This window comes from Caulobacter sp. GW821-FHT10A06 (genome assembly GCF_059415805.1).
This window is the reverse complement of sequence record NZ_JBWKNY010000009.1, coordinates 190156-212159: the sequence shown is the minus strand read 5'-3', so window position 1 is coordinate 212159 and position 22004 is coordinate 190156. Positions and strand designations below refer to the sequence as shown.

Genomic DNA, 22004 nt, shown 5'->3' with positions numbered 1-22004 from the left:
GCCCCCGCTGAGCTCTGTCTCAGGGCGAGTGTCGCGTCGATCAGGCGTTTTGACCACCGGGTTGTTGTCCTTCCAATCGCTCCGGCGGATGTTCCAGCGGCTTCAGGTCCGGCCCCACCCACCCCAGCCGCGCTTCCGGCGTGAACAGCGCTTCCCGCGACCAGTGGTTCAGCGGCCATTCCTTGTCGCCCAGCGGCGTGACCAGCAGGCGGGCGGCGGCCTCGCCGTCGTCCAGGCCGGGCGGCAGGGCGGCGTCGAAGGCGCGGATGGCAGCCAGATAGGCTTGGGTGATGGTCTCGTGATAGCCGCTCTTGTCGTCGTTCACCCCGCCGACCGCCACGTTGTAGGCGCGGATGATGCCCGGCAGGTCGCGCTCCAGCCCCGCGTCGCGGGTGCGGACCAGGCGCAGGGTCGCCGTCAGGTGGGCGGCGTGGGTCCACTGCTCTTTCGGCAGGGTGCGGTCCAGCAGGCGCTCGGCCAGGGCCGCGATCTCGGCGGTGCTATAGGCTGTCATGGAACCATGCTGTAACCCAGTTCCTGTGAGGTGGGCATTACCTCGCGCGTAGGATTGAAGCGATGAACGTCAGTTCCCTGAGCCCGGCCATGGTGACCTCCCTGGCCAAGTCGCTGACGCCGCTCTCCAACGATCCCGCAGCGAAGACCGACGACGCCAAGGAGGGGACCTCCGCCTCGGGTTCGGCGAAAGAAGGCTCCTCGCCCGGCCAGGACGTGGCCAAGAAGCTCAAGGACATGAGCAAGGCGCTGATCGCCCTGACCCTGATCCAGGACCCGCTCGAGCGCGCCAAGGCCGCGGCCCACCTCTACAAGCAGTATTCGCAGGTGGCGAAAGACTATGCCGACGCCACGTCCGGTGGCCGCGAGGCGGCGCAGGCGGCCAGCGCCCAGAAAGCCAGCCAGCAACTCGATGAGAACGGTCAGCCGATCGACCCGCAAGCCGCCGCGCCCGCGCCGGACGCCGCCGCTCCGGTCGCCACGCCCGTCGTGACCCCGCTGCCCGCGACCGGCGCCCCACGCTTCGCCGCCGACATCTACATGGAAGAGATCAAGACCTTCGCCGGCGCGGCCAAGCAGATGTACGACGCCGCGGTGCAAGAGGCGAAGCTCAAGAAGCTGGCCGGCAAGGACGACAAGGACGACGGTTCGGCCGACATCGAGGACGGCAAGAAGGTCCTGACCGAAGCCGCCAAGGCGGTGGAAGGACCGGACGCGACGGACCAGGTCCAGATGCCCAAGGGCGCGGGCTCGGTGCTGAGCATCAGCGCCTAGAACTTATTACTCCACCGCACCTGCTCGGGCAGCGGGAAGCTGGCCTCGAACACCACGCCGTCGGGCCGGAAGTCGAACCGCGCCTGGCCCTTCTGCTCGCGGCGGATCGAGCTTTCGATCAGGCGGGTGCCGAAGCCTTGCTGCTTGGGCGGGGTGACGGGCGGGCCGCCGACGTCGCGCCAGGTGAAGGCCAGGGTGTCGGTCACCGGATCCAGCCGCCAGTCGATCTCGACCCGGCCCTCGGGCGCCGACAGCGCCCCGTACTTGACGCTGTTGGTGGCCAGTTCGTGGAACACCATGGAGAGGCCCACCGCCGTGTGCGGGGCCAGCGCCACCTCGGGGCCGGCGCGGTCGACGCGGTCCACGTGCGCCCCGACGCTGGCGGCCACCAGCGCCCCCATGTCGGCCTCGCGCCAGCCGGTGCGGGTGAGCAGGTCGTGGGCGGCCGACAGGGCGATCAGGCGGTCGGTGAACACCTCCAGCGGCGCGCCCTTCACCTTGGCGAAGCTCTGGCGGGCCAGGGCCTGGACCGTGGCCAGGGTGTTCTTCACCCGGTGGTTCAGCTCGTTGATCATCACCCCCTGACGTTCCTCGCGGGCCTGCAGTTCGCGAGAGGCCTCGCGCAGGGCGGCGTGGACGGCGGCGATCTCTTCCAGGCCGTCGGGATCGGCCGGCGACAGGGTCTCGCCCCGGCCGATGGCGTCGGCGTCTGCGACCAGGCGGCGCATCTCGTCATTGATCCGGCGCGAATAGACCAGCGACAGGGCGATCCCCAGGGCCAGCAGCAGCACGAAGACGCCGCCGGCCAGCCAGACCGAGCGGTTGACCGTCGTGGTCAGGTCCTCGCGCGGGATCGACACCACCAGGGTCCAGCCGGTCTGGGGCGAGCGGGTATAGGCGACCATGGTCGGCACGCCTTCCAGCGACTGGCTCTTGTTCACGCCTTCGGTCGAGTGGCGGAGGTTGTCCTCCATGTCCTTGGACGCCAGGGCGCCGGTGAACTTCTCGTTGAAGCGCGAGCGGGCGATGACCCGGCGGTGGTTGTCCAGCAGGGTGGCGACCCAGCGGTCGGGCACCCGCTGCTGGCGGAAGACGGAGGTGAAAGAGGCCGAGTCCACCACGTAGGACAGCACATAGGCCTTGCCCTTGACCGTGATCGGCGTGCCCACCGTAATCACCGGCTTGCCGGCCACCGGGCCCTTCAAGAGGTCGGAGACCTTGCTGCGGCCGGCCGAGAAGGCGCTGGTCTCCTCGGGCGTGCGCTTGATGCGGGGCAGGGGATCGCCATACGGCTTGAGCGTATTGACCACCTGCTGGCCGTCGGCGTCGGCGATGACGATCCAGCCGGCGCGGCGCTCCATGGCGCGGCGGGCGCGGGCGTGGAAGGCGGCCCAGTCGCCGTTCAGCAGGGCCTGGTCGGTGGACAGGGTCTCGGCCACCGAGATGCCCACGGCGGCCTGACGGTCGACGGCGCCGTTCAGGGCGCGAGCGGTGGTGACCAGCTGCTGATACAGCTGCCCGCGCGACTCGCGGTCGGCCCCCGCCAGCAGGAAACCCATCGACAGCAGGGCGGGCACCAGCAGGCTGACGGTCAGGAGAACGAGCCGGTTGCGCACCGAGCCGATGCGGCGGCGCATGCCGAAGACTCCCCCGTTCAGCCGTTCCATGCGGTGGCGCGCCCGCTGCGACGAGAGCGCGGTATCGCCCTCAAGACTTGTATACCGAAGCGAGTCGCGTCCGGCGTCTTAAAAAACCCGTTGCTCGGTTAACGAGCGTGGCCGTAGCCCTGTCGTCGTTTTGTGCGTTATGAACCTCACCATGAAGAACCTGCCCAACATCCTGACCGGCTCGCGCCTCGCGATGGCGCTGTTCATGTTCGTCGCCCTGGCGGCCGCGGCGGGCGCGGTGCCGTGGGTCAGCGACCAGCTGACGGCCGAGAGCCAGCTGCGGCTGGAGCGCTGGGCGTTCTACGCCTTTGTCGTCGCCTCGGTGACCGACTTCTTCGATGGCTGGCTGGCGCGCAAGCTGGACGCGGTCAGCGTCTGGGGCGCGATCCTGGACCCCATCGGCGACAAGATCCTGGTCTGCGGCGCCCTGCTGGGCCTGATGGCGCTGGGTCCCAACGCCATGGTCGTGCTGCCGGCCGGCCTGATCCTGTTCCGTGAATTCGCCGTCAGCGCCCTGCGCGAAGTCGGGGCCGGCAAGGGGATCAAGCTGCCGGTGACCCTGCTGGCCAAGTGGAAGACCACGCTGCAGCTGGTGGCGATCGGCGCGGAGCTGATCCTGGCCAGCTGGGGCGCGTTCGGGCTGTCGCTGGAGCCGGCGGTGATGGGCGGCTTCACGGTGGTGGCGCACAGCTTGCTCTGGATCGCGACGCTGGTGACGCTGATCACCGGCGCGCAGTACTGGGAAGCGGCGCGCAAGGCGCTGACTTAAGATCCTCCCCCGCTAGGGGGAGGATTTTGATCAGGCGCTGAACCAGAACCGTCTACGCCCCGTTCCCCCAAGCACAGCTTCCCGGGGGACTACCGTTTGACTCTCCACCAAGGCCTCGCCTTCGGCTTGATCGCGACCACCATCGCCGCCTTCGTCTGGGGCCGCTGGCGCTATGACCTGATCGCGCTGGGCGCCCTGGCCGCCGGCATGGCCCTGGGCCTGATCCCGGTGAAGGCCGCATTCGACGGTTTCGCCAACGACATCGTCATCATCATCGCCAGCGCCCTGGTCCTCTCGGCCGCCGTCGCGCGCTCGGGGATCGTCGACCTGCTGATGGCGCCGCTGCTGCCCAAGCTGAAGGACGAGCGCACACAGGTCCCCGTGCTGGCCGGGACCACGGCGGTCCTGTCCATGGCCACCAAGAACGTCGGCGCCCTGGCCCTGATGATGCCCAGCGCCCTGCAGATCGCCCGACGCACCGGCGTGCCGCCCGGGCGCCTCTTGATGCCCATGGCGTTCGGCTCGCTGGTCGGCGGCCTGGCGGTGCTGGTCGGCACCTCGCCCAACATCATCGTCTCGGAGGTGCGGCAGGAGGCCTTGGGCCAGCCGTTCCGGATGTTCGACTTCTTCCCGGTCGGCGGCATTCTGACGGTGATCGCCGTCACCTACCTGTCCTTCGCCTACCGCCTGCTGCCGCGCGAGCGCCAGGCGGCCATCGATGTCGACGCGGCCCTGGCGGCCAACGCCTATGTCACCGAGGTCGAGGTGCCCGAAGGCTGGAGCGGCGGCAACGTCTCGGCCCTGAAGAAGGCCGGCGAGGGCGCGGTCTCGATCGTGGCCCTGCTGCGTGGCCGCGAGCGGATCGAGACCCCGCACGCCAATCTCAAGCTCCACCCCGGCGACGTCCTGTTGCTGGAGGGCGAGCAGCAGGCGCTGAACCAGCTGATCGTCGCCGCCAGGCTGAAGCTGCGCGACGCCGACCGCCCGCTGGTCATGAACGAGCCGACCGAGGAGGTGCGTGTCGTCGAGGCGGTGATCGGCGGCGAGAGCGACCTGATCGGCAAGTCGGCCCGCAGCGTCACCTTGTCCGACACCCACGGCGTCAACCTGCTGGGCGTCAGTCGCAGCGGCCACCGCATGGCCGGACGCCTGGCCACCATCCGCCTGAAGGCCGGCGACATCATCGTGCTGCAAGGCGCCGAGCAGTCGCTGCCGGGCGCTCTACAAGCCTTGGGCCTTCTGCCGCTGGCGGAGCGCGAGGTGCGGCTGGGCGGCGTGCGTCACGCCATCCTGCCGGTGGCGATCCTGGTCGTGGCCATGACCCTGGTGGCGACCGGCGTCGTCCCCGTGGCGGCCGGCTTCTTCGGCGCGGCGGTGCTGGTGGTGGCGACCGGGGCGCTGCGCATGCGCGAGGCCTATGCGGCGCTGGAGGCGCCGGTGCTGGTGCTGGTGGCGGCCTTGATCCCGGTCAGCGACACGATCGAGAAGACCGGCGGCGCCGACCTGATCTCGGCCTGGCTGTCGGGCGCTTTCCACGGCCTGCCGCCGATCGCCACCCTGACGGCGATGATGGCCGTGGCCATGGCCGCCACGCCCTTCCTGAACAACGCCGCCACCGTGCTGATCGCCGCGCCGATCGGCATGGGCGTGGCGCAGCGGCTGGGGTTGTCGCCGGATCCGTTCCTGATGGCCGTGGCGGTGGGGGCGGGCTGCGACTTCCTCACGCCCGTCGGTCACCAGTGCAACACCCTGGTGCTTGGGCCGGGCGGCTACCGGTTCGGCGACTACGCCCGGCTGGGCGCGCCGCTCAGCGCGCTGATCCTGCTGATCGCGCCGTGGCTGATCGCGTGGGTGTGGCCGTTTGCCAAATAGCTAGGCCGCGTCGTTCGCCGCCAGGCGTTCCAGGGCTTCCAGCAGCTCGGGATCGGGCGCGCCGTCCAGCAGCCAGGCCGGGGGCGCGCCCCGGTCGCTGTCTTCGCGGTCGCCGTCCTCGCGCTCGCATCGCATCATGGTGGCCAGCCAGCTGGCGCCCGTCATCCGCAGAACCATCGTCGTCTCCTCGCGATGATGTTCCTGAGAATGAATTGCAATTACGACTCCCGCAAGCCCCCTCGATCGGGAGCATGCGAAACGCCGTCTGGCCTGGGCAAAATGTGGGGGAAAATCCCGGGCAAAAACTCGCCCATCAAGGCAACGCGCGAAACGCCGCGCGGGATCCAGCCCGCGCCCCAAGTAGACCAAATATTCCTTCCTTGATTTTTGGAATAAAATCAGCGATCCTAGATCATCGAATTCGCTGCCGCTCGGCCTGCTATTCCTTGCTCCCGTGGTGGAGCGCCGGACGCGCCTTCCGAACTTCCAACGAAATTTGATCGCTGATCGGGACGTTTTCGGTCGGCGAACACCCGTGACTAAGGATACTCCCCCATGGCTACTGGCACCGTGAAGTGGTTCAATTCCACCAAGGGCTTCGGCTTCATCCAGCCGGACAACGGCGGCAACGACATCTTCGTCCACATCTCGGCCGTTGAACGCGCTGGCCTCGGCTCGCTGAACGAAGGTCAAAAGATCTCGTTCGAGCCGGAAGTCGACCGCCGCAGCGGCAAGACCTCGGCCGGCCAGCTGCAAGCGGTCTAAGCGACCCGCAGCGAACCGACAGGTTCTACGGACAGGCCAGCGCTCGCGCTGGCCTGTTTTCGTTTGGAATACCCCTCTCCCCCTGCGGGAGAGGGTGGCCTGCGAAGCAGGTCGGGTGAGGGGTTGCGCTCCGCTATCCGGACAGGCCTATCAACCCCTCATCCGTCAGCTGCGCTGACACCTTCTCCCGCAAGGGGAGAAGGAGAATTCGGCCTTGACGACGGCTGTTGTCGGAGGCTTCCCATTCCCCATGTCCAGGCTGCTCGCCGCCCTGCTGTCCGTCCTGCTGCTGACCGCCTGCGGTTCGCTGCCGCGCGATCCGTTCACGGCCAATGACCTGGCGGCCGAGGCGCCCAAGGGGCTGAACGACATCCGGTTCAACGCCAGCGACGCCGACGCCGGCATCCGCTTCGCCGAGGCCGCGCGCACCCGGCGCGTCAACCAGAAAACCTTCGACGTTCTGGCCATCTCGGGCGGGGGCTCGAACGGAGCCTACGGGGCCGGGGTGCTGGTCGGCTGGACCAAGACCGGCCAGCGGCCCGAGTTCGACATCGTCACCGGCGTCTCGACCGGCGCCCTGACCGCGCCCTTCGCCTTCCTGGGTCCCGACTGGGATCGCCGCCTGACCGAGGCCTACACCAGCAAGGCGGCCGACAAGATCCTGGAGAAGCGCGGCATCGACCTGCTGTTCCGGCCCGGCTTCTACGACACCAAGGCGCTGCGGGCCCTGGTCGAGAAATATGTCGATGCGCCGATGCTGTATGCGATCGCCATGGAGCACGCCAAGGGCCGGCGCCTGCTGATCGCCACCACCAATCTCGACACCGAGGAGACGGTGATCTGGGACATGGGCGCGATCGCCGCGCGGGGCGACGAGGCCTCGCGCAAGCTGTTCCAGGACGTGCTGGTCGCCTCGGCCAGCATCCCCGGCGTCTTCCCGCCCACCCTGATCGAGGTCGAGGGCAGCGGGCGGCGCCTGTCGGAGATGCATGTCGACGGCGGGGTGACGATCCCGTTCTTCGTGGCCCCGGAGTCACTGCTGCTGTGGACCGCGCCCAAGGTCGGCGAGGCGCGGCCGGGCCACATCACGGTGCTGGTCAACGGCAAGATCGGCGGAGCGTTCGGCTTCACCAAGGGCGGCACGCTGTCGGTGGTGGGCCGTTCGTGGCTGACCATGAGCAAGGCCCTGATGCGCACCCACCTGACCGCCAGCGCCGCCTTCGCCCGGCGCAACGGCGGCAGCCTGGTCTATGCGGCCATTCCCGACGACACAGCGCTGGACACCTCGGGCCTGGACTTCAGCGCCGACAACCGCCGGACCCTGTTCGACCTGGGCAAGCGCCGGGCCGAGATGGAGGTCGCCTGGTCCGAGCCGGCGATCCCTGAAGCCCCTCAGAATGGGGTGGCCCCGCCGCCGGTTATTGCGGCCCCGTCCAGCCCGCTGGCGGCTCGCCGGTGAAGTCGGCCATCTGGGCGTCCAGGGCCTTCTGGAAACCCGGACGCGCCAGGCAGCGCGCCAGATAGGCGGCCAGCTTAGGATACTCGGCCATCATCGGCTCGGGGATCATGCGCAGCACGTCGGCCATCAGGATGTCGCCGGCCGTGAAGGCGTCGCCATCCAGATAGGCCTTGTCGCCCAGGCGGGTTTCCAGCTCGCCCAGCCGCATGCGCACCCAGCCCTCGACACGCGGGCGAGCGCCCTCGGTCCACGCCTGGCCGGCATTGAAGATATTCAGCTCGGCCAGCATGGCGATCGGTGTTTCCATGGTGTTGAGCGCGCAGAAGATCCAGGTCTGGACCCGCGCCCGGCCGGCCGCGTCGCGCGGCATCAGCGCCTCCGAGCGCTCGGCCAGGTGCAGCACGATCGCGCCGCTCTCGAACATCTCGACCTCGTCGTCGACATAGGCCGGCACCTGGCCGAACGGCTGCTTGGCGCGGTAGGCGGTCTTGTCGTCCAGGCGGATCAGCTCGGCGTCGTAGGGCAGGCCGGCCTCTTCCAGCGCCCAGCGGACGCGCAGGTCGCGGACATGGCCGCGGGCGATGCCGGGCACCCAGGCATAGGCGGAAACGAGCGCGTTCATTGGGCGGTCTCCAGATAGGTGGTCATCTTGTCGAACAGGCTGCTCCAGCCGCCGATGTGGGCGTCGCGGGCCTCGAGCGTCTTGAACGGCGCCTGGTGGAAGCGGAACAGGGTGCGGCCGCTGGCCATGGTCAGGAAGGTGACTGTGACGATGTTGTCGACATCGAACGCCCCGTCGTCCCAGCGGAAGGTCATGACGATCCGCTCGTTCGGGACGATCTCCTGGTAGACCCCCGACTTCCAGACCTCGCGGCCCTCCTCGCTGAGCATGCCGTAGTGATAGGTCCCGCCGACGCGGAAATCCTGCTCGATGGCCAGCGGGGTGAAGCTCTTGGGGCCCCACCACTTCATCAGGTGCTCGGGCTTGGTCCAGACGCGGAACACCAGCTCGCGGGGCGCGTCGAAGATGCGTTCGATCAGGAGCTCGTCGTCCTGGATCACGACAGTGTCGGTCATTCTTGAAGGTCCTTTGGGGTGTCCTTTGAGGAGGCGGCCTCTTCGGCCTGCAGTTCGGCCAGGTACGCGGCCATGCGGTCGAAGCTCTCGTCCCAGAAGCGGCGGTAGTAGTCGATCCAGCCATAGGCCCGTTGCAGGGCCTCCGGTTCCAGCTTGCAGGGGCGGGCCTGGGCCTCGCGCGAGCGGCTGATCAGCCCCGCGCCCTCCAGCACCTTCAGGTGGCGCGAGACGGCGGGCAGGCTGATGTCGAACGGCTCGGCCAGCTGGTTGACCGTGGCCTCGCCCGAGGCCAGCCGGGCCAGGATGGCGCGGCGGGTCGGGTCGGCGAGGGCGGCGAAGGTGGTGGAGAGGGAGTCGGTCATCTATTTAACGAGTTTGATAATTAACAAGATCGTTAAATTGAGGAAGCGCCTTTGTCAACCGGCGTTCTTCCGGCCTTGTCCGGGGGACTAGAGGGCGACCCCGAGCGAGACGCCGTTGCCGTTGGAGCCGGTGGTGCCGACCAGCGCGATCACGGCCATGCCGTGATCGGTGAAGTCGGCGGCGCTGAGGCTGGTGTCGCCCGCGCCGCTCGCGCCGGTATTGACCACGGCGTAGACCGTCCTGCCGGCGGTTTCGAAAACCGAGACCAGGTAGTTGGAGTCGGCGGCTAGGCCCGTGATGACAGTCGTGCCCATGGCGGCCTTGAACAGCTGGCCAATGCTGCCGGCGCTGTTGAGCGACACGCTGCCGTCCGTAAGCTTGAAGAGCACGACATTGGCGCTGATCGGCGCTCTTGTGCCGGCGGTCGAGCTGACGCTGTCGATCGTCACGGCGTCGTCCGCCGTCAGGCCCTGACTGACCGAGCCCCGGGCCAAGCCGGTGAAGGTCGTTCCGGCCGCGTTTTGCAGGCTGAAGTCGTGGTCGTCGGCGCTGAACCGGAGGGTGGGGTTGTTGGTGACGGCCGCGCCCGAAGTGCCGGTGATTGTCGCGGCCTGCAAGCCATTGAAGGTCGTGGCGGCAGCTGTGACCGTCAGCGTGTTGCCGACGAAGCCGATGGTGTCGGTTCCTGTGGTGGTGATGGCGTCGGCGCCCGCCTGGGCGTTCTGTCCCTGGACGCCGAGCGTTAGCGTATTGACGCCGCCGGCTAGGGTGAAGGTGTCGTTCCCGGTCCCGCCGACAACGGTGTCGTTCCCGTTGCCAAAGGCGGTGAACGTCAGCTTGCCGGTAAAGGCGTTAGCGTCGATCCTGCCGGAGACGTTGGTGGCCATGGATAGGGTCAGGTTGGCGTTGCCGGTGATCACCTGCTGGGCGGTGACCTTGTCGCTGACGATACGATTGGTTGTCGCCGCGCCGGTGGAGACGATGTTCAGCGTCTCCAGGTCGGCCACATCGTTCAACGTGCCCAAGGTGAAGGTGGCTAATGTCGTCGGAGCGTTGAGTTTCAGCGTCAGCATGTCGGCAGCGGTGTCATTGGCCAGGCTTAGGGCCGTGACAGCGCCACTGATCGTGCTGGCGAGCAGTTCCACGGTCATGCCGTTAGCCAGCTTGTTCAACGTATAGCCGTTAGAGGTCTGCGCGAGCTGCAGGGTGGTCATGCTGGCCGGTAGGACGCTGAAGTCCTGCGTGATCGAGTTCACGCCTGATATGCGCAGGGTTTCCACGCCGGTCACATGGGCAAAGGTGGTTGCGTCGAACGGCGAATTATTGCTGGTCACGGTCACCGCCAGCGTGTCATTGCCGCCCCGGCTGCCGTCCACGGTGTCGTTGGCGTCAAGCGTGGCGAAGTAGACGATGTTGGTCCCAGTGCCCAGGATCACGGTCTGGTTGGCCGCGCCCACCGTGGCGCTGGTAGACCCGATCGTGATGGCGCCTGTGGCGGCGCTGGCGTCGATGGTCTGAACACCGCGCGCTTTGTCGTTGGGGGGGAAGTCCAGGGTCAGTGGCGCCGAACCGCTGATGTTGATCCGCGTGAGGCTGGTCTGGACCGTCCCCGTGGCCAATCGCACGTAGTTCGCCGTGCTGGCGGAGACATTGGAGACGATGTTCAGCGTCTCATAGAAATCGGTGCTCACACCGCCGGATGGGGTCAGAGTCACGATCGGCGACGTCGACGTGTTCCCGACATCCGTGAGAGTCAGGGTGATGGCGTCGGCGGTCCCGGCCAGCGTCGCGCCGTCCCGTACGAAGGAGACGCTTCCGCTGGGGCCGATGATGCTCAGCTTGGCCACGCTGCTCCCGAAGCCGGTGATCGTCATGCCGGACGTGGCGTTATTGCTGACCAGTTCGGTGAAGCTGGTTCCCGTCACCACCACCCGGGCAAAGGTGGCGGTCGACGTCACCGACAGCCGCTCGATGTTCTGGATCTTGCTCGGATCGAGCGTGACCGCCGGGTTGCTCGTGCCGGCGATAGCCAGCGTCAAGGTGTCATAGCCGCCGGCGCCGTCCAGCACATCCGTCGCGACGTTGAAGGTCGAGGCGCCGTTCTCGGTGACGTCGGTATAGTTGGCCAGGCCGGTGAAGGTGTCGTCCAGGCTTTCGCCGGTGAACGTGTCGGTCCCGGTGGTCAGGGTGAAGGCGTGCGCGACAGCGGCGGGCTCAGGATCCGGCTCGGGCGGCGGGGGAGGCGGCGGCGGGCCGCCGGGCAGGGTGTACTGGTTCGGGGCGGAGTCGATCGCATGGCCCGTGCCGTCCGAACCCGAGCCCGGCGTCGGCTTGTAGGTGGTGGTGAGGTCAACGCCGTAGATCGCGTCGCCCTTGGCCATGGCCAGCATGAAGTTGTTGGCCGCGGCGGCGTAGACGCCCACGTCGGCCTTGATCGCCTCGCCCATCAGGTAGCCGGCCGTGGCGGCCTTCAGCGCCAGGTCGATCTGGGCCTGGCTCATGCCGGGGGTGATCATCCCTAAGGCTTGGGCCGTCGCCAGTATAGCGGCCTGACGGCTGATGATGTCGGCGATGGCCTTGGCCGGATCGGCGCCGGCGGCCTTGGCGTAGGTCGCGCCGACAATGCTCTCGTAGATCGCGGCGACATACTCGGCGAAGGTCATCGCGCCGTACTTGGCCGCGAAAGCGCCCGCGCCTTCGCCGGCCACGCCCAGGTTGGCGGCGAAGTTGATGTAGCGGTTCTCGGTGTTGAACTTGCCATAGTAGGCGTCGTTCAGGTCGTTGGGGTTGTCCGGCGAGTTGGTGAGGTAGGCCAGGCCGTCCTTGGTCGGGCTCTTGCCCGTGAAGAACTGGTAGCTGAGCGCCGCCAGGGCGGTGCTGTTGTCGGCGCTGTTGAGCACGAAGCCCAGCACCTGCGCGTCGGTCATGGCCCCGGCCGCGTTCTGGTAGGCGCGGTTCTGCAGGTCGGCCAGCGTAGCGGCGTCGGGCGCCATACCGTCGTGGACAGCCGTCCAGGCCATGACCAGCTGCTTCTCGGTATAGGCCATTGTGACACCCCTAGTGTCGAATCATCACTAGGCTTCTTGTAGCTGATTGGGCGAAAAGTTCGGTAGGCGACTTTGACGCACTTCGGGGGTCAGTTTCAGCCTTGGCCAAATGAGGAGGCGCGGCCGAAGCCGCGCCTCCTGTGACCGCCTCCCACGACGGAGGGGTCAAGGTGGCGATGGACGTTAGGACACCAGCGTCACGGTGTGCGCGGCCATGTTGCCGGTCTGGTTCAGGTCGTGGACGCCCGCCAGCTTGACGATGTAGTCGACCCCGTCGACGAAGCTGGCGGAGGCGCTGAGGTCGACGACGACATAGGTGTCGCCGCCCGCGACGAACCATTTGAGGATGGGCGTCGTCGAGCCGTCGCCCGCGGTGGCGGCGGCCAGGTTGGCGACCGCCACGCCGGCGGTGGTCTGCCCGAAGGTCACGCTGGAGAATTCGAGGGTGTCGCCCGCCCCCATGCCGGTGATCGTGGTGTAGGCGCTGGACGTGGCCGTCGCGTTCTTGATCCCGACATAGTCGTGGCCCGAGCCGACATTGACCGTGTTGGCGCCGCCGCCGACGAAGATGTTGTCGTCGCCGGTCCCGGTGGTGATCGTCGAGGCGGTGTTGTTGAGGGCGTAGACGACGTTGCCGCCATTGCCGGCATTGATCGTGGCGCCGCCGTTGCCGACCTTGATGTAGTCATCGCCCGATCCGGCCGTGATCGCCGAGGTCCCGCCGCCGTCGCCGTCGAAATAGTTCGTGCCGTTGCCCAGGTGGATGATGTTGCCGGAGAGGCCGTTGCCGCCGATGACGGTGTCGTCGCCAGCGCCGCCTTCATAGGTGATCACGCCGCCGGTCGCGGCGGTGAAGGTGACCTCGTTCACGCCCGTCGCCGAGCCCTTGATCGTCGCCGCGCCGGCCAGGGCGCCGGACGTCCACTTGAAGCCGCCGATCGTGACGCCGCTGGCGTCGACGCTGGTCAGGGCCGTGCTGGCGGCCGTCAGGTCCAGGCCGGCGTCGCCGCTGATCGTGATGGTCTTGGCGGCGGCGTCCAGCAGGCTCAGCGTGTTGAAGTCGGTCCCGGTTGGCGTCGCGCGGGTGTCGTCGGCGGTGATGGCGACGGTCTCGATGCCCGACAGGTCGACGCTGCCATAGGACACGGGGCCCGTTCCGTCGGTCACGAACCCGAGCTTGAAGCTGTCGCTGGCGCCGCCGAAATTGGCCGAGCCCACGACATAGGACGTACCTGACCGCGTCAGGACCAGGGTGTCGCCGGGGTCGAACCCGTTCAGCGTCACGCCATTGCCGTCCTCGATCTCGACATAGTGGTAGCCGCCCAGGGTGACCAGATCGATCGTGAAGTTGAAACCGTTGTCGAGGAGGAGGCGCTCGAAGTTGTGGATCTTGCTGCCGTAGAGGGCGGCGTTGTTTTGGGCGTCGATGGCGTCCATCCAGAGGCCGTCCGTGCCGTTCCCGCCGTCCACCGTCGCGGTGATCGTGCTGGTCACGCCCAGATAGAGGGTGTCGTCGCCCGCGCCCAGGTCGATGGTCTTGCTGATCGTGCTGGACGTCCAGATCGAGTCCGCGCCCGAGCCGGTCGTCACGGCCGTGACGGTGGAATCGACGCCCGCCGTGATCGCGCCCGTGGCGTTCGCGGCGTCCAACGTGGCCAGGTTGGCGTACATCGTGAGGTCGAGAAGCTCGACGGCGCCCGCGCCGGTCACGGTGATCGTCTGCAGGGCGGCGGCGCTGTCGACGATGTCCAGCGTCAGCGCGCCAGAACCGCCGATCGTCAGGGTCTTCAGGCCGTTCATGCCCAGATCGACGGCCGAGGCTTCGGGGCCCCGGGTGAGGGTCACCGTTTCGTAGACGCCGTTGTCCAGGACGTCGCCTTTGAAGCCGTTGACCGTCAGGGCCAGGGTGGTGGCCGAGGACGGACCGGCGCCGTTGTTGATGTCGACGAACACGCCGTGACTGAGCTTCAGCGTGTTCACGGCGCTGCCGCTGAAGTTGACGCCGTAGAAGCCGTCGGCCTCCAGCGTCGTGATCGCGCCGGCGTTGCTGTTGATGGTGAAATTGTCGCCGGCATGCCCGGCCGTGTCGTTGTCGGCGGTGATGGCTTGCGAGCCCTTGACCTTGATCGCGGTGGTCAGGGCGGTGCCGTCGATGGTCACCGAGCCGGGCGCCAGGGTGGAGTTGACCCCATTGGTGGCGGTCAGGGTGATGTCGGCCGAGGTTCCGACGACGATGTTGAGCACGCCCGGGCCGGCGCTGGCCCGCGTGAAGACCAGGGCGCCGGTCGGGGCGGTGTTCGTGCCGACGCGAACCGTGCCGCCGCTGTTGGCGATCGACACGGTCATGTCGTGGCCGCCGTCGGCGATGAAGGTGAAGTTGCCCTGGTCGGTGTTGGTGATCGTGACGTCCTGGGTCGCGCCGGCCGTGATCTGCGTCGACTCCTTGTCGGTGATGCTCAGCTTGGTCACGCCCGTCCAGCCGCTGGAGTCCAGATAGACGCCGGACAGGGTGTTGGTGACGTTCACCGTCTCGATGTTGCTGAAGGTCGCCGCGGCGGGGGTGTAGTTGCCGTTGAAGCTGGCGCCGATGTTCAGGGTATCGACGCCGCCGCCGCCGTTCAGCACGTCGCCGGCGTTGAAGGCCGCGGGCGTGGCGTTGAAGGTGTCGCCCAGATTGGTGCCGGTGAAGTTGTCCGCGCCGGTGGTCAGGGTGAAGGTGGCGGCCGACGGCGGCGGGGGCGGCGGCGGCGGCGGCACGTAGCCGGGCAGGGTTTCCGCCGCCGGAGCGGTGGTCACCGGGGCGCCGACGCCCTGGCCGGGCGTGGGCTTGTAGGTCTGGGTGAGGTCGACATTGTAGGCCGCGTTGCCGGTGGCCAGGGCCAGGGTGAAGTTGTTGGCGGCGGCGGCATAGACGCCGATGTCGGCCTTGATGGCTTCACCCATCAGATAGCCGGCCGTGGCGGCCTTCAGGGCCAGGTCGATCTGGGCCTGGCTCATGCCGGGCGTGATCATGCCGGCGCTCTGGGCTGTGGCCAGGATCGCGGCCTGGCGACCGACGATGTCGGCGATGGCGGCGGCCGGATCGGCGCCGGCGGCCTTGGCGTAGCTGGAGCCGACGATCGTCTCGTAGATCGAGGCGACGTACTGGGCGAAGGTCATCGCGCCGTACTTGTTCGCGAAGGCGTCCTTGCCTTCGCCGGCCACGCCCAGATTGGCGGCGAAGTTGATGTAGCGGTTCTCCAGCCCGAACTTGCCGTAATAGGCGTCGTTCAAGTCGTTGGGGTTGTCCGGCGAGTTCGTCAGATAGGCCAGGCCCTCCTTGGTCGGGCTCTTGCCGGTGAAGAACTGGTAGCTGAGCGCGGCGAGCGCGGTGCTGTTGTCGGCGCTGTTGATCACGAAGCCCAGCACCTGGGCGTCGCTCAGGATCCCGGCCGCGTTCTGCGCGGCGCGGTTCCCGAGATCCGCCAGGGTCGCGGCGTCGGGCGTGATCCCGCCATGCGCGGCCGTCCAGGCCATGGTCAGTTGCTTGAGCGTATAGGCCATCGTCCCCACCCGTGTCGGCTATTCGACTTTGGTGAGGGTTCTAACCCCGGCCGTGCGAGGCGCTTGTCATCACAAATGAGGAGGCGCGGTCGAAACCGCGCCTCTTTTCGACCTGCCCACGACGGCCGGGTCGGCGTTTTAATCAGAGGAAGGTGATGACCCCGTCGTCGACGTCGACCTGGCCGGCGCGGAGGCCCGCCGCCAGGCCCGCCGAACCGGTCAGCTTGATCACCGCGTCGCGCCCTTCGTCGAAGCCGCCGAAGTTGCTGGCGTCCGAGACGATGTAGAGGTCGCCGCCCAACACGAACCATTCCACCCTGTTGTTCGACAGGGCGGCGCCGGTGGCGGCGATGGACAGGTAGTCGGCCAGGGTGGCCATGCCGGTCAGCTCCCCGCCCAGGGCGTGGGCGTTGTTGAAGGCGCCCAGGTCCAGCTTGTCGCCGACGCCCATGCCGGTGATCGACGCGAAGTGGGTCGCGCCGTTGGCGTCGACGCCGGTGATGATCACGATGTCGTCGCCCGAGCCGACATCGACGGTGTTCGTGCCGCCGCTGATCGAGATCTCGTCGTTCCCGGTCCCGGTGGTGACGGTCATGTCGCCCGCGCCGGCGTGGACCTGGTTGGCGCCATTGCCGGCATTGACCGTGACGCCGCCGTTGTTGATCCAGAGCGTGTCGTTGCCGGCGCCCGCCGTGATGGCCGAGGTCGCGCCGCCGTAGCCCGAGAAGTAGTTGTTGCCGCCGCCCAGGTGGATGACGTTGTTGACGTCGTTCTGCGTGTACAGGGTGTCGGCGCCGGCGCCGCCCTCGAAGGTAACCACCCCGGTGATGTTCTGGGCGTCGATGTTATTGGCGCCGCTCCCGGTCTTGATCGTGACGGTGCCGGATTGCGCGACCGGCGCCCAGACCAGGTCGCCGGTGAGGGCGCTGGCGTCGACCAGGGTCAGGGCCGTGCTGGTGCTGTTGCTCAACCTCGTGTAGCCGGTCCCGTCGATGGTCAGCGTGTCCAGAGCGGCCATCTGCAAGTCGGCGTCCACGCCATTGGACTTCACGATCAGGTTCAGGGTCGAAAAGGCGCCAGAGTCCCGGAGATAGCCGTCGATGCCGTCGAGCGTGGCGTCCAGCGTCGCGGAGACGCCCACGGCGGCGATGTTGTTGGTGATCTCGATATTGCCGCCGTTGGACGCCTTCAGCGTCGTCAGGGCGTTGTCGCGGATGTACAGCGACCCGAAACCGTCGGCCTCGACCGAGGTGATCCGGCCGGCCTGGCTGGGGTCAGACCGGTAGAGGTCGTTGATAAAGAAGGTGTCGCCCCCATGACCGGCCGTGCTGGGATCGGCGGTTCGCGCCACCGAACCCTTGACCTTGACCCACTCGGTCAGGAACGTGCCGTAGAGGGTCGCCGAGCCCGACTGGGTGGTGTTGACCGCGTTGGCGGCCGTCAGGGTGACGTCCATCGACACGCCGCCGGTGATCTCCAGCGAGCCCGGGTTCACGACGGAAGCGGTTCGCGAGAAGACCAGCGCGCCGATCGGGACCAGGTTGGCGCCGACCCGGATCGTGCCCTCGCTGTCGGCGATGGAGATGGTCACGTCGCGGCCGCCGTCGGCGATGAAGGTAAAGCCCGTCTGGCTGGTGTTGGTGATCGTGACATCCTGGGTTCCGCTGGCGGTCACCTGCGTCGACTGGCTGTCGGTGACGTTCAGCTTGGTCACGTCCATCCAGTTGCTGGCGTCGACATAGACGCCCGAATTGGCGTTGGTGATGTTGACGGTCTCGATGCTGTCCAGAGTCGTCACGGCGGGGGTGTAGTTGCCGTTGAAGCCGGCGTTGATGGTCAGGGTGTCATTGCCGCCGCCGCCTTTCAGCACGTCGCTGGCGTTGAGCGTCGTGGCCGTGGCGTTGAAGGTGTCATCCAGATTGGCGCCGGTGAACGTGTCCACGCCGTTGGTCAGGTTGAAGGTCATGGGCCTCGGCGCGGGCGGGGAGGGCGGCGGCGGCGGCGGCACGTAGCCGGGCAGGGCGTCCTCCGTCGGCGCGGTCGTCACGGGCGCGCCGACGCCCTGGCCGGGCGTGGGCTTGTAGGTGGTGGTGAGGTCGACATTGTAGGCCGCATTCCCCGTGGCCAGGGCCAGGGTGAAGTTGTTGGCGGCGGCGGCATAGACGCCGATGTCGGCCTTGATCGCCTCGCCCATCAGGTAGCCGGCCGTGGCGGCTTTCAGGGCCAGGTCGATCTGGGCCTGACTCATGCCGGGGGTGATCATCCCCGAGGCTTGCGCGGTGGCCAGGATGGCGGCCTGGCGACCGACGATGTCGGCGATGGCGGCGGCCGGATCGGCGCCGGCGGCCTTGGCGTAGCTGGAGCCCACGATCGTCTCGTAGATCGAGGCCACATACTGGGCGAAGGTCATCGCGCCGTACTTGGCCGCGAAGGCGTCCTTGCCTTCGCCGGCCACACCGAGGTTGGCGGCGAAGTTGATGTAGCGGTTCTCGGTGTTGAACTTGCCGTAGTAGGCGTCGTTCAGGTCGTTGGGGTTGTCCTGGGAATTGGTCAGATAGGCCAGACCTTCCTTGGTCGGGCTTTTGCCGGTGAAGAACTGGTAGCTGAGCGCGGCGAGCGCGGTGCTGTTGTCGGCGCTGTTGATCACGAAGCCCAGCACCTGAGCGTCGCTCAGGACGCCGGCCGCGTTCTGCGCGGCGCGGTTCCCGAGATCCGCCAGGGTCGCGGCGTCGGGCGCGACGCCGCCATGCGCGGCCGTCCAGGCCATGGTCAGTTGCTTGAGCGTATAGGCCATACTCGTACGTCCCCAACTGTCGGCTATGCGACTTTGGGGTGAGTTCTAGCCTTGGCCTTGCGAGGGCGTTGTCATCACAAATAGTGAGGCGGGGCGCCTCGCAAGATTGGCCCCTAAGCCAGGGTCAGCACGCCGGCGGCGGCCGACGAGGTCGACAGGTCGATCAGGCCCGTCAGCCTGACCAGGATGTCGGTCCCCGCGTGGAACGTGGCGTCCGCGTGGCTGTCGAGCACGACATAGGTGTCGGTCCCGAACTGGAACCATCTCAGGACCGAGGTCGTGTGGCCATCGCCCGCGGCGGCGGCGTCCAGATAGTCCTGCAGTGTCGCCGGACCCGTGATCATCGCGCCCATGCCGCCGCTGGCCGCCGCTGCGCCGCCTTGCGCGGTGATCGCCAGCTTGTCGCCCGAGGCGAGGTCGGTGATCGTCGTGAAGACGCTGTTGCTGTTGGCGTTGGCGGCCGTGACATTGATCCGGTCGGCGCCCGTCCCGGTGGTGATGGTGTTGGCGCCATTGCCCACGGTGATGGTCTCGTCGCCCGAGCCGCCGGTGTAGCTGTTGCTCCCCGCGCCCAGGCTGACGATGTTGTTCTGGCCATTGGCGCCGGAGATGACGTCGTCGCCCGTTCCGCCGGTGTAGGTGATCACCCCGCCGTTCGCCGCGTTGAAGTTGACGGTGTTGGTCCCCGTCGCCGAGCCCTTGATCGTCGCGGCGTTGAGCAGCGTGTTGGCCGTCCAGGTGAAGCCGCCAGCGGTGATTCCGCTGGCGTCGACCGTGGTCAGGCTGGTGGCGAAGGTGGTCAGCGCCAGGCCGGCGTTGCCGGAGACGTTGACCGTCTGAGCCGCGGCCGACAGGTTCAGGCGCAGGGTGTGCAGCGGGTTGGTCGGGGTCGCCTGGGTGTCGACCGTCGTGACGTTGATGATCTCGACGTCGTTTAGCGCCACTGTGCCCGCCGTCAGCAGCCCGGCCTTCGACAGGACCAGATTCATCACGTCGTCGGTTCCGGCAATGAAGGCCGGGCCGCCGGTGAGGATGTAGGTGGAACCGTTGGTGGTGTCGTCCAGGATGGCCAGCGTGCCGCCTGTGGTGAAGCCGTTGAGCGACAGGTCTTGAGCGTTGAACTGGAGGCCGTTGCTGCTGACCCAGTTGTAGCCGCCCAGGTCCGTCAAGTTGAATTGTTGGCTGGTGAAGCCGGTCAGGTTCGTCAACGTCAGCCGTTCGAACCCGGTGACGTTGTTGGCGAAGGTCGTCGAGCTCATGGCGAGCAACATCGTCATCTTGACCGTCAGCTGATCGGTCGTCCCGGCGCCGCCGTTGATGGCCTTGCTGAGCGCGGTCGTGTTGGTGAGCGTGACGTTGTCGACGCCCGAGCCGCCGGTATAGGTCGTCCGGGTCCCGTCCAGCGTGATGCTGTTCGTGCCGGTGCTGGTCGAGGCGTCCACCGAGGTCAGGGTCGTGATTCCCGAGACGTTCGCGCTCAGGTCGCCCGCGCCGGCGACGGTCATCGTCGTCAGGCCAGCCATGCCGACCGTGCCCAGGGCCGAGGCCTCGGCGCCGGTGGTGACGTCCAGCGTGGTGTAGATCCCGGTGTCGGAGATCGACGGCGCGCTGACGCCGTTGACCGTCAGGGCCAGGGTGGTGGTCTTGTCGGGCGCGGCCAGGGCGCTGGTGTTGTCCAGCGTGATGGCGCCGGTGGTGTGGGCCAGCGTCAGGTTGGACAGGGCGTTGTCGGTGATGCTGACCGTGGTGGCGCCGTCGACGCTGACCTTGGTGATCGAGCCCTTCACGGCCGAGGTCCCGTCCTGGATGTCGAAGATCTGGACGGTGTTGGCGGCGTTGCCCGCGACGCCGGGCGCGGCGGCGACCGTCTTGGGCGCGACGAGGGTGACCTCGGTCGTGTTCAGCCGACCGTTGACCCGCACAGCGCCGTTGCCGTGGGTGGTGTTGGCGGTGTTGCTGGCGGTCTGGGTGACCTCGACCGTCGTGCCGCCCGAGATGTTGATCTGGCCCTGGTTGGCGGCCTGGCTGGTCGAGGTGCTGACCTTGACCGCGCCGGTCGGATCGACCGTGCCGCCGACGGTGATGGCGCCGGTCGTCGTGCCCGTGGCGTTGACGGTGACGTCGTTGCCGCCCTGCACATTCAGCATCGCCGCCGCGTGCTGGCTGGCGGTCAGCGTGACGTCGACCGTGGTGGCCGCGGTGAGCGTGGCGGCGCCGACCGAGGTGACGTTCAGCGTCTCAACGCCGGTCCAGGTCGAGATGTTGGCGGTGACGGTGTTGTTACCGTTGATGTTGACGGTCTCGATGGCGGTGACGGTCGCGGCGGGCGCGGTGTAGGCGCCGGTCGCGGTGATCGTCAGGGTGTCGCGCCCGCCACGACCGTTCAGCACGTCGCCGGCGTCGAACGTCGCGCTGGTGGCCGAGAAGGTGTCGTTCTCGCTGTCGCCCGTCAGGGTCTGTGGGCCGGCGACGAGCGAGAAGCTGAGCGACACCGGATCCGGCGCTGGCGGCAGGGGCGGCGGCGGTCCGCCGGGCAGGCCGTACTGGTCGGGCGCGGTGTCGATCGTGCGGCCCGTGCCCTGCGAGCCCGAGCCGGGGACGGGCTTGTAGGTCGTGGTGAGGTCGGTGTTGTAGACCGCCTCGCCCTTGGCCAGGGCCAGCATGAAGTTGTTGGCGGCGGCGGCGTAGAGGCCGATGTCGGCCTTGATCGCCTCGCCCAGCAGGTAGCCGGCGGCGGCGGCCTTCAAGGCCAGGTCGATCTGCGCCTGGCTCATGCCGGGGGTGATCATGCCCGAGGCCTGGGCGGTGGCCAGGATGGCGGCCTGGCGACTGACGATGTCGGCGATGGCTTTCGCGGGATCGCCGCCGGCGGCCTTGGCGTAGGTCGAGCCGACGATGGTCTCGTAGATCGAGGCGACATAGTCGGCGAAGCTCAGCGCGCCGTACTTTGCCGCGAACCTGTCCTTGCCTTCGCCGGCCACGCCCAGATTGGCGGCGAAGTTGATGTAGCGGTTCTCGAGATTGAACTTGCCGTAATAGGCGTCGCTCAGGTCGTTGGGGTTGTCCGGCGAATTGGTGAGGTAGGCCAGGCCCTCCTTGGTCGGGCTCTTGCCGGTGAAGAACTGGTAGCTGAGCGCGGCCAGGGCGGTGCTGTTGTCGGCGCTGTTGAGCACGAAGCCCAGCACCTGCGCGTCGGTCATGGACCCGGCCGCGTTCTGGGCGGCGCGGTTCTCCAGGTCGGCCAGGAGCGCGCTGTTCGGCGCGACTCCACCGTGGACAGCCGTCCAGGCCATGGTCAGCTGCTTGGATGTATAGGCCACGCGTGTTCCCCCACCGTGCATCATAGTTTTGACGTCGGTGG

At 67.8% G+C, this 22004-nt stretch carries 15 protein-coding genes; 5 read left to right on the top strand and 10 right to left on the bottom strand.

The window, feature by feature from the left end; translation table 11 throughout:
* Window positions 1-40: 40 nt before the first annotated feature.
* The gene (locus tag AC07NF_RS25250) at window positions 41-514 is read right to left on the bottom strand and encodes a hypothetical protein (protein WP_492814905.1); all 474 of its coding nucleotides are present in this window, start codon (window positions 512-514) and stop codon (window positions 41-43) included.
* Window positions 515-576: 62 nt separating this feature from the next.
* Between AC07NF_RS25250 and AC07NF_RS25245 the strand changes: the two genes are divergently transcribed.
* Window positions 577-1287 carry a hypothetical protein gene (locus AC07NF_RS25245; RefSeq protein ID WP_494633414.1) on the top strand — a complete coding sequence of 237 codons (711 nt, stop codon included), beginning with the start codon at window positions 577-579 and terminating at the stop codon, window positions 1285-1287.
* Here AC07NF_RS25245 and AC07NF_RS25240 read toward each other — a convergent pair.
* On the bottom strand, window positions 1284-2954 hold the full coding sequence (locus AC07NF_RS25240) for a sensor histidine kinase (protein WP_494633413.1): 1671 nt from the start codon (window positions 2952-2954) through the stop codon (window positions 1284-1286). The genes AC07NF_RS25245 and AC07NF_RS25240 overlap by 4 nt on opposite strands.
* 151 nt (window positions 2955-3105) lie before the next feature.
* Between AC07NF_RS25240 and pgsA the strand changes: the two genes are divergently transcribed.
* Together pgsA and AC07NF_RS25230 are read left to right on the top strand one after the other, a co-directional pair.
* Window positions 3106-3723, top strand: coding sequence for a CDP-diacylglycerol--glycerol-3-phosphate 3-phosphatidyltransferase (gene pgsA / locus AC07NF_RS25235; protein WP_492814911.1), 618 nt, complete (start codon window positions 3106-3108; stop codon window positions 3721-3723).
* Window positions 3724-3819: 96 nt separating this feature from the next.
* Entirely contained in the window at window positions 3820-5595 is a 1776-nt protein-coding gene (locus AC07NF_RS25230; protein WP_494633412.1) for an SLC13 family permease, read from the top strand.
* Here AC07NF_RS25230 and AC07NF_RS25225 read toward each other — a convergent pair whose 3' ends face one another.
* On the bottom strand, window positions 5596-5772 hold the full coding sequence (locus AC07NF_RS25225) for a hypothetical protein (protein ID WP_494633411.1): 177 nt from the start codon (window positions 5770-5772) through the stop codon (window positions 5596-5598). It lies immediately after the preceding gene.
* A gap of 378 nt (window positions 5773-6150) precedes the next feature.
* Here AC07NF_RS25225 and AC07NF_RS25220 point away from each other — a divergent pair, with 378 nt between their 5' ends.
* Both AC07NF_RS25220 and AC07NF_RS25215 read left to right on the top strand, forming a co-directional pair.
* Complete coding sequence (locus AC07NF_RS25220) at window positions 6151-6360, top strand: cold-shock protein (protein ID WP_291871344.1); 210 nt, start codon at window positions 6151-6153, stop codon at window positions 6358-6360.
* 250 nt (window positions 6361-6610) lie between these two features.
* Window positions 6611-7819, top strand: a complete 1209-nt coding sequence (locus tag AC07NF_RS25215; RefSeq protein ID WP_494633410.1) for a patatin-like phospholipase family protein — start codon at window positions 6611-6613, stop codon at window positions 7817-7819.
* Here AC07NF_RS25215 and AC07NF_RS25210 read toward each other — a convergent pair.
* The 7 genes from AC07NF_RS25210 to AC07NF_RS25180 form a co-directional block, all read right to left on the bottom strand.
* A complete protein-coding gene (locus tag AC07NF_RS25210; protein ID WP_494633409.1) occupies window positions 7779-8441 on the bottom strand; it encodes a glutathione S-transferase family protein in 663 nt (220 codons plus the stop codon). The two genes, AC07NF_RS25215 and AC07NF_RS25210, sit on opposite strands and share 41 nt — an antisense overlap.
* Entirely contained in the window at window positions 8438-8896 is a 459-nt protein-coding gene (locus tag AC07NF_RS25205) for an SRPBCC domain-containing protein (RefSeq protein ID WP_494633408.1), read from the bottom strand. The genes AC07NF_RS25210 and AC07NF_RS25205 overlap by 4 nt, the downstream gene beginning before the upstream one ends.
* Window positions 8893-9258, bottom strand: coding sequence for an ArsR/SmtB family transcription factor (locus tag AC07NF_RS25200; protein WP_492814919.1), 366 nt, complete (start codon window positions 9256-9258; stop codon window positions 8893-8895). Before AC07NF_RS25200 ends, AC07NF_RS25205 begins: the two co-directional genes overlap by 4 nt.
* Before the next feature lie 87 nt (window positions 9259-9345).
* Window positions 9346-12306: a hypothetical protein gene (locus tag AC07NF_RS25195; RefSeq protein WP_494633407.1), complete on the bottom strand. Its 2961-nt coding sequence runs from the start codon at window positions 12304-12306 to the stop codon at window positions 9346-9348.
* Between the two features lie 183 nt (window positions 12307-12489).
* The gene (locus AC07NF_RS25190) at window positions 12490-15849 is read right to left on the bottom strand and encodes a hypothetical protein (protein ID WP_494633406.1); all 3360 of its coding nucleotides are present in this window, start codon (window positions 15847-15849) and stop codon (window positions 12490-12492) included.
* Window positions 15850-15991: 142 nt separating this feature from the next.
* Window positions 15992-18643, bottom strand: a complete 2652-nt coding sequence (locus tag AC07NF_RS25185) for a hypothetical protein (protein WP_494633405.1) — start codon at window positions 18641-18643, stop codon at window positions 15992-15994.
* A 113-nt stretch (window positions 18644-18756) separates the two neighbouring features.
* Window positions 18757-21963, bottom strand: a complete 3207-nt coding sequence (locus AC07NF_RS25180) for a hypothetical protein (RefSeq protein WP_494633404.1) — start codon at window positions 21961-21963, stop codon at window positions 18757-18759.
* Between the last annotated feature and the right edge of the window lie 41 nt (window positions 21964-22004).

Excerpts from the sequence above, each read along its gene's own strand:
- AC07NF_RS25240 (WP_494633413.1), bottom strand. The coding sequence starts at position 2,954 with ATGGAACGGCTGAACGGGGGAGTCTTCGGCATGCGCCGCCGCATCGGC.
- AC07NF_RS25215 (WP_494633410.1), top strand. The coding sequence starts at position 6,611 with ATGTCCAGGCTGCTCGCCGCCCTGCTGTCCGTCCTGCTGCTGACCGCC.
- AC07NF_RS25205 (WP_494633408.1), bottom strand. The coding sequence starts at position 8,896 with ATGACCGACACTGTCGTGATCCAGGACGACGAGCTCCTGATCGAACGC.
- AC07NF_RS25190 (WP_494633406.1), bottom strand. The coding sequence starts at position 15,849 with ATGGCCTATACGCTCAAGCAACTGACCATGGCCTGGACGGCCGCGCAT.
- AC07NF_RS25220 (WP_291871344.1), top strand. The coding sequence starts at position 6,151 with ATGGCTACTGGCACCGTGAAGTGGTTCAATTCCACCAAGGGCTTCGGC.
- AC07NF_RS25210 (WP_494633409.1), bottom strand. The coding sequence starts at position 8,441 with ATGAACGCGCTCGTTTCCGCCTATGCCTGGGTGCCCGGCATCGCCCGC.
- AC07NF_RS25225 (WP_494633411.1), bottom strand. The coding sequence starts at position 5,772 with ATGGTTCTGCGGATGACGGGCGCCAGCTGGCTGGCCACCATGATGCGA.
- AC07NF_RS25200 (WP_492814919.1), bottom strand. The coding sequence starts at position 9,258 with ATGACCGACTCCCTCTCCACCACCTTCGCCGCCCTCGCCGACCCGACC.
- AC07NF_RS25195 (WP_494633407.1), bottom strand. The coding sequence starts at position 12,306 with ATGGCCTATACCGAGAAGCAGCTGGTCATGGCCTGGACGGCTGTCCAC.
- pgsA (WP_492814911.1), top strand. The coding sequence starts at position 3,106 with ATGAAGAACCTGCCCAACATCCTGACCGGCTCGCGCCTCGCGATGGCG.
- AC07NF_RS25185 (WP_494633405.1), bottom strand. The coding sequence starts at position 18,643 with ATGGCCTATACGCTCAAGCAACTGACCATGGCCTGGACGGCCGCGCAT.
- AC07NF_RS25250 (WP_492814905.1), bottom strand. The coding sequence starts at position 514 with ATGACAGCCTATAGCACCGCCGAGATCGCGGCCCTGGCCGAGCGCCTG.
- AC07NF_RS25245 (WP_494633414.1), top strand. The coding sequence starts at position 577 with ATGAACGTCAGTTCCCTGAGCCCGGCCATGGTGACCTCCCTGGCCAAG.